The 13833-nt window shown below is 34.7% G+C and carries 16 protein-coding genes; 11 read left to right on the plus strand and 5 right to left on the minus strand.

Annotated elements, in window-relative coordinates; all coding sequences use genetic code 11:
- The first annotated feature begins 50 nt into the window (after positions 1-50).
- Complete coding sequence (locus tag ONI09_RS07035) at positions 51-383, plus strand: hypothetical protein (RefSeq protein WP_458695108.1); 333 nt, start codon at positions 51-53, stop codon at positions 381-383.
- Here ONI09_RS07035 and ONI09_RS00610 read toward each other — a convergent pair.
- Positions 380-835, minus strand: a complete 456-nt coding sequence (locus ONI09_RS00610; protein ID WP_265014102.1) for an SH3 domain-containing protein — start codon at positions 833-835, stop codon at positions 380-382. The genes ONI09_RS07035 and ONI09_RS00610 overlap by 4 nt on opposite strands.
- Positions 836-909: 74 nt before the next feature.
- Between ONI09_RS00610 and ONI09_RS00615 the strand changes: the two genes are divergently transcribed.
- The 3 genes from ONI09_RS00615 (at position 910) to ONI09_RS00625 (ending at position 4298) form a co-directional block, all read left to right on the plus strand.
- Complete coding sequence (locus ONI09_RS00615; protein WP_265013977.1) at positions 910-1866, plus strand: IS5 family transposase; 957 nt, start codon at positions 910-912, stop codon at positions 1864-1866.
- 173 nt (positions 1867-2039) lie between these two features.
- Complete coding sequence (locus ONI09_RS00620; RefSeq protein ID WP_265014453.1) at positions 2040-3404, plus strand: pyruvate dehydrogenase complex dihydrolipoamide acetyltransferase; 1365 nt, start codon at positions 2040-2042, stop codon at positions 3402-3404.
- 69 nt (positions 3405-3473) lie between these two features.
- Positions 3474-4298 carry a hypothetical protein gene (locus ONI09_RS00625; protein ID WP_265014103.1) on the plus strand — a complete coding sequence of 275 codons (825 nt, stop codon included), beginning with the start codon at positions 3474-3476 and terminating at the stop codon, positions 4296-4298.
- Between the two features lie 45 nt (positions 4299-4343).
- Here ONI09_RS00625 and ONI09_RS00630 read toward each other — a convergent pair whose 3' ends face one another.
- Together ONI09_RS00630 and recR are read right to left on the minus strand one after the other, a co-directional pair.
- Positions 4344-5564 carry a KAP family P-loop NTPase fold protein gene (locus tag ONI09_RS00630; protein ID WP_265014104.1) on the minus strand — a complete coding sequence of 407 codons (1221 nt, stop codon included), beginning with the start codon at positions 5562-5564 and terminating at the stop codon, positions 4344-4346.
- A 3-nt stretch (positions 5565-5567) separates the two neighbouring features.
- Entirely contained in the window at positions 5568-6173 is a 606-nt protein-coding gene (gene recR / locus ONI09_RS00635) for a recombination mediator RecR (protein ID WP_265014105.1), read from the minus strand.
- Positions 6174-6395: 222 nt separating this feature from the next.
- Here recR and ONI09_RS00640 point away from each other — a divergent pair, with 222 nt between their 5' ends.
- Both ONI09_RS00640 and ONI09_RS00645 read left to right on the plus strand, forming a co-directional pair.
- A complete protein-coding gene (locus ONI09_RS00640) occupies positions 6396-6548 on the plus strand; it encodes a hypothetical protein (RefSeq protein WP_156517965.1) in 153 nt (50 codons plus the stop codon).
- 21 nt (positions 6549-6569) lie between these two features.
- Positions 6570-6680: a WPE palindromic element domain-containing protein gene (locus ONI09_RS00645; protein WP_080717651.1), complete on the plus strand. Its 111-nt coding sequence runs from the start codon at positions 6570-6572 to the stop codon at positions 6678-6680.
- A 599-nt stretch (positions 6681-7279) separates the two neighbouring features.
- Here the strand turns inward: ONI09_RS00645 and ndk are convergent.
- Positions 7280-7699, minus strand: coding sequence for a nucleoside-diphosphate kinase (gene ndk, locus ONI09_RS00650; RefSeq protein WP_015589428.1), 420 nt, complete (start codon positions 7697-7699; stop codon positions 7280-7282).
- Between the two features lie 113 nt (positions 7700-7812).
- On the opposite strand from ndk, the gene ONI09_RS00655 reads away from it, so the two are divergent.
- From ONI09_RS00655 to ONI09_RS00665, 3 genes are all read left to right on the plus strand, one after another.
- The gene (locus tag ONI09_RS00655; protein ID WP_006279845.1) at positions 7813-8610 is read left to right on the plus strand and encodes a hypothetical protein; all 798 of its coding nucleotides are present in this window, start codon (positions 7813-7815) and stop codon (positions 8608-8610) included.
- Positions 8611-9558: a ferrochelatase gene (gene hemH / locus ONI09_RS00660; RefSeq protein WP_265014106.1), complete on the plus strand. Its 948-nt coding sequence runs from the start codon at positions 8611-8613 to the stop codon at positions 9556-9558.
- Between the two features lie 70 nt (positions 9559-9628).
- Complete coding sequence (locus tag ONI09_RS00665) at positions 9629-10444, plus strand: hypothetical protein (RefSeq protein WP_265014107.1); 816 nt, start codon at positions 9629-9631, stop codon at positions 10442-10444.
- 3 nt (positions 10445-10447) lie between these two features.
- On the opposite strand, the gene gshA is transcribed toward ONI09_RS00665, so the two are convergent.
- Positions 10448-11608: a glutamate--cysteine ligase gene (gene gshA / locus ONI09_RS00670; RefSeq protein ID WP_182321244.1), complete on the minus strand. Its 1161-nt coding sequence runs from the start codon at positions 11606-11608 to the stop codon at positions 10448-10450.
- 115 nt (positions 11609-11723) lie between these two features.
- Here gshA and hslV point away from each other — a divergent pair, with 115 nt between their 5' ends.
- Together hslV and hslU are read left to right on the plus strand one after the other, a co-directional pair.
- The gene (hslV, locus tag ONI09_RS00675; RefSeq protein ID WP_264707401.1) at positions 11724-12278 is read left to right on the plus strand and encodes an ATP-dependent protease subunit HslV; all 555 of its coding nucleotides are present in this window, start codon (positions 11724-11726) and stop codon (positions 12276-12278) included.
- 1 nt (position 12279) lies between these two features.
- Positions 12280-13770, plus strand: a complete 1491-nt coding sequence (hslU, locus tag ONI09_RS00680; protein ID WP_265014108.1) for an ATP-dependent protease ATPase subunit HslU — start codon at positions 12280-12282, stop codon at positions 13768-13770.
- Positions 13771-13833 lie beyond the last annotated feature (63 nt).

The raw sequence follows: 13833 nt of genomic DNA on the forward strand, positions 1-13833 counted from the left end.
AAATATCTAATTCTATTGCTTTTTGCATAATTGGTTGTGGAAATTGCAAGATTGGATATCAAGATGCTGCAAATTCGTTCAACATAACAAAAGAAGAAATTGAACAAGGCAATATTGCAAGCATAGAAAGTAAAATAAAAAATGAAGCTGAAAAATCAGGTAGCGAGTTTTCTGAGTTGATTTCTAGAATGGATCAATCGCTAAAAGAGCAGAGTGAAAAGTCTATTGTACAAATTTTAGATTCATCCGCTGAGGAGATGTTAAGGAGTTTCTGTGATAGCCCTGTACAGTCTCCAGAGCCTCAAGAACCCTCTGCTTCATCTGAAGAGCATGCTACAGAAGGCCCAGAAACTAGTGTTAATTCAGATCTTTTGTCAACCTAATCAACCCCATATATATGTTTTTTTTGTACCCATGCTTTGCGTTTTGGGGTGGAAAGAAAGCACCATTCTTCGTTGCATTTTTCTATCTTCATCACAACAAACTTGTCTATTTTCATAGTAATCTTGCTGTCTACACTCTGTTTTTGATATCCATAAGTATCTTCTTTTACAATCACGTAGCGCTTATCACTAAGAAGATTGCCTTTTATCCATCCGCAGTCTTCATCTATATCGCAGACCTTTTTCCAACTCTCAAACTCTTCTATCACTTTCAGGGGCAGATTTTTGCAAGTGTATATCCATTTTACAGGATAGTGAAACCCTGGCCCCGTTCTTATGTTGATCTTATTTGATTTGGTTGAAACAAAGTTGTTAGCAAACAAGCTATGGCTAAATAATAAAAACAATAGGATAATAGTACTGAACCAAGATCCCAGTGGGCTTTGTTGCATCGCTCAAGTGAAAAGAACTGGCAGTTACTGACAAAATTCATTATAAATAGCCATTTAACTGTTGAAGAAAAAATATGCCACAAAAAATGAGAGTCAGTAACTGCCATGAATATAACAAATTTCTCCAAGAAAGAGGAAGCATTTTTTGTTATATCAATGACGCCGTAGAAAATTGGTACGAGAATTGTCCAAAAATGCAGGGCGGCAACTATATTTATAGTGATAAAGTTGTGATTTTGGTGCATATAATCGTCAGTTTCTTTAGAATTGGTTTAAGACAAACAGTCGGGTTTATAAAAGGGTACTTGCAACAAATAGGAAGAGATTTGGCAGTTATCAGCTATTCACAAGCATCAAGAAGGTTTAAGAAACTTAATATTAAGATAAATGATTGCAGAATTGATAAAAATAATATGGAAGATATCGAAATTGCTATAGACAGTACAGGAATTAGTATATACAACAACACTCCTGGTCACAGCAAGGAAAATAGCACTGACAGAAAATATCGTGGCTATGAGCAAACGAGAAAATTGCACGTAATGTTGAATATAAACAACAAAAAAGCCATAGCTGTAAAATACAGTAATGGTGTCTACTCTGATCACTATGGAGCTTGTGATTTGCTAAAAGAAGTTGATTTTCAGCATGCCATAAAAGCACTATATGCAGATAGAGCATGTGATAGGCACAAGTTTTATAAGTTGTGTAACAAATATGATATAAAGACAAAAATTCCACCAATAAACAATGCGGCAGAACATCCAGAAATAGATTATATGTCTGACAGGAATGCTGCTATTAGGTTAATAAAATTATACGGTGAAGATGGCATGAAAGAATGGAAAAAAGAAGTAAATTATGGGAAAAGATCTTATATTGAAGGGTTTTTCTCAAGATTAAAGCAAATATTCGGATTTAGTTTTAGGAATAAATCTGAGATAAATCGAGAAAAAGAACTGCTAATCAAATGCTATTTGCTTAATAAATTCACTGATATTGGTATGGCTAAATTTGAGATAGTTACATGAATTTACCATAAATCACCATCTCATAAAGTGTGATGCAACAAAGCCATCCCAGTGTCACGCACTGGGATAACGTGAGGGATAGTGTAACAGACTTATTCATCATAATTCACGATTAGGTTGACATAAGATAAAGAGTAAATTAAAAATTGAATAGATCTTTAAATGCAAAATCAATGCCTATAGAAATATTAATGCCTGCTCTTTCACCGACAATGAGCAAAACTGGAGGAAAAATTGTAAAGTGGCATAAAAAAGAACAAGACAAAGTTGAAGTAGGCGACGTAATTGCTGAGATAGAGACTGATAAAGCCATAATGGAGTTTGAATCTATAGATGAAGGAGTCATAGCAAAAATTTTAGTAACAGAAGGAACAAGTGGCGTGTCTGTAAATCAACCAATAGCTTTAATGCTGGAAGAAGGAGAAGATGAAAGTGCACTTAACAACTATACTTCAACTTCCATCAATAGTGCAGTTAAAAAGGAAGTGACAGAAAGTGCTGTTGATAATCAAAAATCAGAACACCAAGATTTAAACGGAAAGCCAATAAGTCATTCTTCGGTGTCATTCCAGCGCGTGACGCTGGAATCCAACCCCTCAATGTCATCCCAGTGCTTGACGCTGGGATCTAGAAAAGAAGAATGGATCCCAGTGTCAGCTACTCAGATGACAGAGGGTTATGCAGAAGGTAGAACAAAAATAAGCCCATTAGCTAAGAAAATAGCTCAAAATGAAGGGGTTAATGTGCAGCAATTAAAAGGTACAGGACCATATGGTCGCATAATTAAGGCTGATGTGTTGGAGTTTTTAGGCAGTGGTATACATACTGAAAGTCCTGAGAAAGATACCATAGTTGAAGTAAGCAACATGCGCCAAGTGATAGCACAGCGCCTGACTGAATCAAAACAGAATGTTCCACATTTTTATTTAACTGTAGATTGCCAGGTTGATAAGTTAATATCGTTAAAAAACGAGATTAACTCAGCAGATGAAAACAATAAAGTAACAATTAATGATCTAATCATAAAAGCTGCAGCTTTCAGCATGAAAAAATTTCCTGATATAAATTCTTCGTGGATAGATAATAAAATACTGAGATATTCAAATATAGATATTTCAATCGCTGTGGCACTTGAAGATGGGCTAATTACTCCTATAGTAAAAAATGCTGATAAAAAGGGTATTTTATCTATATCAAAAGAAGTGAAAGATTTAGTAAGCAGAGCAAGATCTGGAAAATTGAAACCTGAAGAGTTTCAAGGAGGAGGGTTTACTATCTCCAACTTAGGGATGTTTGGTATAAAAGCCTTCAGTGCTATAATCAATCCGCCGCAATCTTGCATTATGGCAGTTGGTGCATCTAAAAAACAACCAATTGTTATGAATGAGAAAATAGAAATAGCAGAAATAATGACAGTAACGCTCTCTGTTGACCATAGAGCAGTTGATGGGGCACTCGGAGCAAAGTTTTTAAATGCCTTTAAGCATTATATAGAGAATCCTCTGGTGATGCTTATTGAAACTGCGGTAATCTATTAGCATTGTTATTACAAAATTAATACCTCTAAGTTTATACTTTTATTAGTTAATAGGTTTAGAGGTAAAAAAATGAATACTACAGTAGAAAAAAATAATCCAAAAATTTTTCCTCAAAATGAAGGAAAGATTAACTCAAAAGGCATGGTTGCCCCACCTGTTCCTCCGAAATCTTCCCAAGCTAAATTTGCTGGAATAAAAGCAATTTTTGAGCAAAATGTACCTCATTCTCAAGCAAATGATAGTAATAAAACAGTGAGTAGCAATCTTGGAAGAACATTTGGCCCAACAATGCAAAAACTCATGGAAGACAACATTCATAGCACTCCTAACAAACAACGCCGCAATTCAGGGGATAGTGGTATCAGTGATATTAGTAGCAGCACTTCTGATGATGAGGATAGAACAATAAAAGATAAAATGATGGAAAATGTTAAGCAGGATAACCATCAAAAAAGCTTTGATTTACATAAAGTACAAGCAACTGATGAATTAGAAACCGTAAAATTTCTCAAAACGCTAAGCAAGAAAGAAAGAGAAAAACTTGGTTTTTCTCCTAAACAGCAAAATAACCAAAAGGTTGAGACTAGCAAAAAAACTTATAATCCACTTGATTGGAATCCAATCTATCAAGGTAAAAAGCTCTTTAGCTTAGGCAATATGTCGAGTAATTCGTCTTCATGTAGTGAAAAAAGCAATATTTCAGATGTAAGCGATAAGTCTAATAATTCAAACATTGTTAGATGTAATATTACTAGGAGTAACAGTAAGGAAGACCTTCGTAAACCTGATGCTTCACATAATGACAAATCTGCAGGTAAAAAATTATCTAATGTCAATGTAAGCGAATTAATCAGAAAGTTTGAACAAGGTAATGACATAGTAAAAGGGCGTTAATCAAATGTTACCCTATCTTTGTATATGTAAAGGTAGGGTATCTTTTCAAAATAGTATATCCTTTATAGCTTTGTTAATTTTTGACTCCCTCTCTGCAAAAGCAGTTTCTAGAGAGGTTTTAAGTTTTTCCCATTCTTCTTGACCATTTAGAACTAAAGATTTATATTCATTTTCAATTTTTTCCAATGCTCTTTGATATGAAAAACCTAATTCCTCATATATATCAATATTTATCGATTGCAGTATTACCAAAAATGAAAACAAATTCGGATCAGGTAATTCTTCTCTTGTGTGATTCAGAAGACACAGCTTTATTTTTTTTACGCAGTATTCTATTGTTTTTAACGATAGTGACAGGCTTTCTGCATAAAATATAAAACTATCTACAATCAAATTTTTTGACTTTTTCGGTAATTTAATATTTTCAAATAGTTCTTTTGTAAATTTTACTATCGGTTGTTTTGGCAAATGTAAAGAGAGATCAGTAAAAGATTTTAGGTCAAAATTTGGTCCAAGTATTGTGCTGATTGCTCTTTGTACATTACTCTTATCTTTACTTACAGAAATAATGAAAACCAGCCCCTCCACATCAAGCATATACTTTATAGATTCCAAAAAATCGACAACGAATTTAGGACGGCACACATCAAGATTATCCACCATTATATAAATGTTTTTGTCTTTTCTGATTTTATTAACCACATCCGCTAACTGTGTTTTAAAATCTCTAGTACTCTCTTTTCTTCTTTGGAGAAGACTTAATTCACTCAAGACAAAACCTATGTCTTTTTTATCAGCCTCTTTTGCAGCATCAAGAAATACTGAAAGCATAGCAAGTGGAGATTTACTGATCAGCTTTCCTAGTGTGTTTAGAGAAAATAGCTCTTGGTTTATGTTCTTGAACTGTTGTATAACACTTCTTTTTACTTTATACGATACAAATAAATCTTCAAATAGGAAATTTAAAAAAGAAGGCAGTGGTTGGTCCAATGCATTGATATCCCATGCACTATAATAAGCTGCAATTTCATTTTGCTGTTTTAACTCTTTTACCCATTCTTTCAAAAAAAACGTCTTGCCCCATCCATCATATCCTTCCAAAGATATTATTGTAAAAGACTGATCAATTGTTTTAATTATAGTGTTGAATTTACCTGAAAATTGCTTATAGTTTAGGCGGTCATTTTCCCAAGCCACCACTTTAAGTGGTGGCACTATTTTTTTCTTTTTGAATTTTATTAGCGATATAAGTTTTTTTAAGCACATGTCTTATTTTATATTTAACTCATATTCTTGTCTTGAAGTAAGTGCTATCCTCAGCGTTCCTTCATCAAGATAGTCAATTTCTCCGCCCATTGGTATGCCGCAAGCAAGGCGTGATATTTTCACATCCAAATTTTTTAGCAATTCAATTATATATTGTGCAGTAACTTGGCCCCCTAATGTCGGATTAATTGCGATAATTATCTCTTCAATTTTAGACTCTGTCACTCTTTTCAGAATAGTGTCAAGGTTGAGTTCTTTTGGACCTATGCCATTTATTGCAGACAATCTGCCACCCAAAACATGGTATAAACCTGAATATATATTTCCTTTTTCAAACGCCCATAGATCACCTAATTCTTCTACTACACACAGTAACTTAGTGTCACGTTTTGGGTTAGTACAAATAGAACAAGGTGACTTAGTATCTAGATTTCCGCAAACTTCACACTCTATTATAAGATCTGCTAGCTCTTTAATCAAAGATGCAAGTGGTAGCATAACTTTTTCTTTGTTTTGGAGTAAATGTATAACTAACCTGCGTGATGATGATGGCCCTAAACTTGGCAATTTAGAGAAAGCATGAACTAGATTCTTTATGTTAACGTTCATTCAATAAACTCAGAATAGGCAGTCAAATGGTAACATCAAACCCTTTGTAAAGAAAGTGGTAAGTTTCTCTTGATCCCACTTTGATCAGCTATAGAAAAAATTTTTTACTTTAACGAAAAAAATTACTTCCGCACACTTAAAGCCTGATTATAATAGACTTCTTGCATAACCCAAACTAAGTAGAAAAAAGGTATCATCCAAGTAGCTGACGCTGGTTCCTTTATGACGGCAGTACCTTCTCCTGTCATCCGAGTAGCCGACTACTTGGATCCAGGAAATTTAACTCTACCAAGTAAATGTACAATAAGAACTAGATTCCAGACTGGAATGACAGCAGTCCTACGTCATACCGCGATTCATTCTCGGTATCTCTAGATCCCGCTAACAAGTAGCGGGATGACGGTTGTCAGGCTAGCTGTCATCCCAGTGCCCAGACACTGGGATCCAGAAATTTTAATTGTAAGTAAGCATACTGGGTTGATAAGTATAAAAGTAGCTAGAAAATAAACATTTTTGATGAGATTATATGGAAAACTGGATGCCAGTGTCAAGCACTGGCATGACACCCTTCACGGACTTTTAAATTACTTTAGCTATAAATACTAAGAAATTTACCAAATGAAAAAAAAGGCAAAAGAAGCCCTGGGGTTATTATCCGCTTTAAAATATTGGCGTTTTTTATGTTTTAAACGCTTGACAAGCGAGATTCAGCCGCTTTTAATTGCAACTAACTTACGCTGCAAATGTTTAAGAAATTTACTAAGCAGAAAAAAAGACAAAGAATCCCCGAGTTAGCTAGTCTTTTACTATCTCTGTCGAGTATTGGCATTTTTTGATGTCTTGTAACGCTTTATAAGCGCGTTCAGCTTATTTAGATAAAAACCTAGATGTAGATGAAGTTTTGTAAAGACATACAGTATCTATATACTGCAAAAAATTGAACATAAGACGCCGATACATTAAGTAATCCTTACCTTTTAATCTGCAGATTGGCGAAAGCAAATACAATAGCTTCAGTTTCATGATAAGGGGGCTGGTGAGGTTTGTCAAGGAAGTTTTTTCGTTTCTATGTTGTCAGCTACTTGGATGACGCCAATCTGAGTTGACTACACCAACTCACATTCAGCAAAAAAGAAAGCTATCTCCTTACGAGCATTTTCTAGACTATCTGAGCCGTGAACTCTATTTTCACTAATATCATCAGCAAAATCACCCCTGATTGTGCCTTTATCTGCCTGCTTTGGATCGGTAGCTCCCATGATTTGTCTGTATTTACTTACTGCATTTTCACCAACTAAAACTTGAACTACCACAGAACCAGAGGTCATAAACTCTACTAATTCCCCAAAAAAAGGCCTATCTTTATGAATTTCATAAAACAGCTCTGCTTGTTTTTTTGTTAGTAACATCATTTTTTGTGCTGTGATTTTCAGCCCAGATTGTTCGATGTAGGAATTTATATTGCCTGTAATATTATTTTTTACTGCATCAGGTTTTAAGATTGAAAGTGTCTTCTCAATTGCCATATTATTTCCTTATATAGAATAGTACATTTATAGATTTATTTTATTACAAATTTTAATTTCATAGAAGTGATTTTTTATCTATAATTAAGGACAAATCATCAAGGAGGTATTGTATGGGTAAATGTTGTAAAAATAACACTACTAAACAAGCTGAATCTACTACTAAAAAATTAGTAAGTAACTTTAAGTCATCGCTTTTGTGTGGAACAAAAGGGTTTTTGACTTTTAGTCTGGCATTTTTAAGTTATTTGGAATATAGTTCACATCATAATACAAAATTAAAAGAAGGTGCTGCCTTTGCAATGAAAAGAAACACTATTCCATTTCTTGAAATGACAATCATAGCACCGCTTGTTTGTTTTGCACTGCCAGCTATGCTAGGCAGTATGAGCCTCATGCAATGCGCACTTTTATGTGCTGCCTTAATGATTGCCACATGTTTTATTGTCAGAACTTTTCATCTGCGTGAGAAGTTAATGGAAAAAATCACTAACCATAGTAGAAAAGAAATAGACGCGGAATTTAAGAAAGATACTATAAAATTTCCTATTTTTGATCAAAATAGAAAACACATCGAGTATAATTCGCCCAATTCAGGGCAACCACTGAATGAAACGAGTAGCACCTCTCTTTTCGTTAAAGTTTTACTTTTCCCTCTAAAGGTTCTTTTGAAGGTCCTGCAAAGTTGTATAATGCTATCTTTAGCTGCTGTTGAACTTCTTGAAACCGTGCCAAGTTTTTGTGTTGATCTGTTTTTTGATAGAAGTTTTGAATCCACACAGAGTAACATGCAGAGATTTGGCCACTTATTGTATGCAAATGTGAGAAATTTAGTGCCTATAACTAAATTTGATGAGTGTGTAGCTAATTTTATAGGTACCCCGAAAGTAACTTGTTGTAGTAGTGCGTAGGTGAAAAAGGCAGTTATCTTATTTAATCTTGGCGGGCCTGATTCACTAAATGCGGTCCGTCCTTTTTTATTCAACCTTTTTTATGACAGGAGAATAATCAATCTACCGAATCCCTTTCGGTTTCTTTTAGCAAAGTTTATATCTGCAAAACGAGAAAATACTGCACGAAAAATATACGAGGAAATTGGAGGTAAATCGCCAATTCTAGAGAATACAAAAATGCAAGCTAATGCTTTAGAACTAAAATTAAACGAAAATAGAAACCATGTATACAAGGTATTCATCTGCATGCGCTATTGGCGTCCATTTGCTGACGAAGTTATTGAAAGTGTAAAACAGTTTGATCCTGATGAAGTGATTCTGCTGCCACTATACCCTCAATATTCAACTACCACAACTCTGTCATCCATCGAGAATTGGCAAAAAAATGCTAAACGGTATGGCCTAAAATGCAATACAAAAATGATTCACCGTTATTATGATAACCAAGATTTTATTGAAGCTCACGCTAATCTGATAGCTAAGTACTATAAATTGGCTAGCAAAATCGGTAAACCAAGAGTCCTATTTTCAGCCCATAGCTTACCTCTTAGTATCATTAAAAAGGGCGACCCTTATGCTTCACAGATAGAAGAAACAGTAAAATTAATAGTAAAAAATTTGAATATTAAAGATCTTGATTGGTCAATATGTTATCAGAGTAAGATAGGTCCTGTAAAATGGCTAGAGCCAAGCACTGAAAGTGAGCTATTACGCGCAAAAGCTGATGGTGTACCTGTAGTTCTATCACCTATGTCTTTTGTTTCTGAGCATTCAGAAACTCTAGTTGAACTTGATATAGAATATAAAACAATTATCAAGGATGGATATTACTTTCGCGTGCCAACTCTCAGTACCGATCCCTTGTTTATAAAATGCTTAGCCGATTTGTGCATAAATCTCCCTTAAAGTCCTGATTCATAGGGCTTTTCTTTTAGGATTTTATGTGATAGAGTAACAGGAAGTTATTAACTATTTCATGCCAAACAAGCTAAAAAAGAAATCTAACATACTCGCACAAAAGGTGCATGATATTTATGATCATGATTTCAGGAAGGTAATCTGCATCACAACAGGTTTAACAGCCCTATTGTGTAAGATTTCACTGCAATTTTGCTGTGAGTTTATTGACAATAACAGATCCAATATCTCCTTTATAAAGAATGTTGCCCGATGGGTGAAATTTCCGACATCTACCCTATACATTATCCATTCTGCATTTATCTTACGGGATTTGGTAAAAGATTATAAAGACCCTAAAGGTAAAAAAGAATTAGCAAAAATTTTGGGTAAATCGGCTAGTCTTACAAATAGCACCATAGAAGCGTTGATGATTCTGAAAGTCATACATTTTTTGGCTAGAGGTAATGCAGATGTAATAAGTTATGTTAGCTTAACATCAACGATCCTATTTCTGTTTATTTCGGAACCTATAAGTTACTATTATTCATGGAGAAAATACCTAGATAATAAGGATCCTGAAAAGTCTGCTGAGTGTAAGAAGGACCTCATTATCAGCACATTAACTTTGTCGTTAGGTTTATTAAACTTCATATTAAGAAGGATAGAGACTCCAACTATACCAATAAACTTAGGTAATGGTATAATCTATAATTTCAACTTAAGCGTAACAGTCAGCATAATATATAGTGCAGTATTCTTGGTAGTTCAGTTTGATAAATTGTTTAATCAACCTATCAATGATGATCCTTCCACTGAACTTGATGGCGCTAATCATATTAGGCACGATTATGATGGTAATGGTCTCCCCAATGGCGACGTTGTGGGAATGTAAGGGTTAGAGGTGAAAAGACCTTATTTCTACCGCTAATGCTAACACTGCTAATTTACTAACTATATTCCAAAGTGCTAGAGGTTTCTCTTCCACTATTTTGCTAACGTCATAAAATTCGCAGTCAATGGAGTTTAAGCTGGAATATACATCTTTCCTGCTATTACATCGGTATAAGTAACATGTTGGAGTATCTCCTATATAGTATATTAGCGGTTCTGCAGAACTGCTTTTAAATACGTCAATGGTTGGTACACCTTCTTGTATAATAACACTATTGATTGCTATTCCTTCTTTTATCTTTTTCATTTTATGACGCTTTTTTTTATTGAGGTTTAATATTTCCTCTCCACTTGTTGCTGTTATAATGCCCATCCCATATGTGCCATTGCTTGCTTTGATAAAAACGTAAGGTTGTGTTTTTATTTCATATTCCTCATATTTTTTTTGCACTAGAGATAATATTTGGTCAACTTTAGTTGCTACTGCTCCTAGTGATGAATCATCATCAAAATCAACTCCATCACAGCTCTCTGTAAGCACAGAAATTAGCCATGGGTCCATTTTAAATTCGCTACAAAACTCGGACGCTAATTCTTGATAGATTTCAAAATACTTAAATTTCTGCCTGCTATGCCAACCGTATAGTGGGCTTGGTACTATATCTTGCTTTACGTCTTTTAGCGTGTCTGGAATGTGGCTCGTCATATCACGGTTCAGTATAATAACATCAGGCACAAATCCTGAAGTTGTCTTTAATAGAGAGGTTTCCTTCACAATAGCTTCATACGGTTCTATTAAATTGTACGTTTCATTATGAAAGAGGCCAATCTTAGTTTCAAAACCAGCCAGTTGCAGTATTTTCTCTATAGCAAATACGTTTTCTATATACATTTTATTTCGTGTATAATTTTCCGGTATTATAAGAACCTTTTTGTATTGATGTCTTTTAAAGTAGCTTTCTATCAATCTTGCTGCCATCGTTCTTGATTCTTCACTTAAGTTATTGAACCCCGCAGGAAATAAATTAGCGTCCACTGGGGCAATTTTGTAGCTGGAGTTTCTAAGATCTATAGAGCTATAAAATGGCAATGTAAGGCCGTTAAATTTTGCCTCAAACCAATTATTTATACTTTTTTCCAAATCTGGGTGAATTATGTTTTGCATCTACACTTTAAATGTTATAAGGAAGGTATTATATTATAAGCTATAATTAAACATATTTAGCAAATTTGACTAAAGATTAAAGTATAATGGGATTCTTATTTAAAGTGATAGAAAAATGATTCAACACAACAACAGTAAAATGTATGGCACTACTATACTGTCAATTAGAAAAGATAAAAGTGTAGTAGTAATAGGTGACGGACAAGTTTCACTGGGCCACACTGTTATAAAATCCGGAGCAAAAAAAGTTAGGCGTCTTTCTGGTGATTCTGTAATTGCTGGGTTTGCTGGAGCAACAGCTGATGCATTTACTCTCTTTGAAAGACTAGAATCTAAACTTGATAAGCACCCAGGGCAATTAATGAGAGCATGTGTTGAACTTGCAAAAGACTGGAGAATGGATAAATATCTGAGGAAATTAGAGGCTATGATGATCGTTGCAGATAAATCTATTTCATTAGTAATTACGGGAACAGGTGATGTTCTTGAACCTGAAGATGGAATCGCCGCTATTGGCTCTGGGGGAAATTTTGCTCTATCTGCAGCAAGAGCTTTAATTGATATTAAAGGAATATCAATAGAGGAAATTGCGAAAAAGGCTATGAAGGTAGCTGCCGATATATGTGTTTATACAAATCATAATGTAGTTATTGAAAAGATAGAGGAGTGATATGTCTTCCAAGCAAAAAACTTTATGCACCAATTTTTCCAATCAGCCCATAACCCTTTCAGAAGGGCGGTCTTGTAGTAGTGACACCTACGATGAAAAAGATAACCTCTATAAAGATGCTAAGAGTGGTTTTGATTCAAATGACAGCGATGTTCAAGTTAATGACAGCACTCAAGTTTTGTTAGATGACCTGCCACCACAGAAGATAGTTAAAGAATTGGACAGATTCATAATCGGACAGGATGATGCAAAGCGTGCTGTTGCTATTGCGCTCAGAAATCGTTGGCGTCGCAATCAGGTTCCATTTCCATTGCGTGATGAAATCATACCTAAGAATATATTGATGATCGGTCATACAGGGGTTGGTAAAACTGAAATAGCTCGTCGCTTAGCAAAACTTGCCGGTGCACCGTTCATAAAAATTGAGACAACGAAGTTTACTGAAATAGGGTACGTTGGACGTGACGTTGATTCGATAATACGCGATTTAGTTGATGCAGCAATAGTTTTAGTTAAAGAGAAAGCCCGTAAAGCCTTAGCTAAAAAGGCTTTAATTTTAGCTGAGAAAACAATAGTAAACTCTATGGTAGGCGAAAATGCAACCGAAGAGAGTAAAAAAATTTTTAGAGAAAGGTTGAGGAATAAAGAGTTTGAGGACGGAGAAGTTTCTATTAACGTCAGAGAGAGCAAGAGTATGTTACCTACTTTCGATATACCAGGTATGCCAGGTGGGCAAGTTGGTGTGATGAATGTAACAGAAATAATGGGCAAGATGTTTAACGGGAGCAAAAAAACAAAAACTATTACGGTGAAGGTAAAAGAAGCGCGTGAAATATTAATTAATGAAGAAAGTGAAGGGCTAATGGATGAAGATAAGATAATCAAAGAAGCCATTGATCTTGTTAGTAATGACGGTATAGTATTTTTGGATGAAATAGACAAAATTGCAGCGCGTACAGAAGTAAAAGGTGAAGTAAACAGAGAAGGAGTGCAACGCGATCTGTTACCATTACTTGAAGGAACAACTGTTACAACTAAGTATGGCCATGTAAAAACAGACTATATATTATTTATTGCATCTGGTGCTTTTCATCAGTCTAAACCATCTGACCTCTTACCGGAATTGCAGGGTAGATTACCGATCAGGGTAGAACTTAAGGCACTTACTCAAGAAGATTTAATAAGAATATTAAAGGAACCAGAATCTAGTTTGTTAAAGCAGTACATAGCTTTAATGAAAACAGAAAATGTGACACTTGAGTTCACTGATGATGGTATAAAAACCATAGCTGAAATAGCGTTTACAGTTAATAGGCAAGTGGAAAATATAGGCGCAAGAAGGCTTCACACTGTTATGGAGAAGCTTTTAGATGAGATAAGTTTCATTGCTTTTGAGAAAAATAGCGAAAAACTCATTATAGACAGCAAGTATGTAAAAGATAAACTTGAGTCAATTTCGAAGCAGCTTGATTTATCTAAGTTTATACTTTAGGAAAAACGAAAAGCCTACTTTAAGTAGTATAGAAAGTGTTCAGAAGGTCAGCCAGTAGACCTA

This window comes from Wolbachia endosymbiont of Drosophila pseudotakahashii (assembly GCF_026015925.1).
Classification (GTDB): Bacteria; Pseudomonadota; Alphaproteobacteria; order Rickettsiales; family Anaplasmataceae; genus Wolbachia; species Wolbachia pipientis.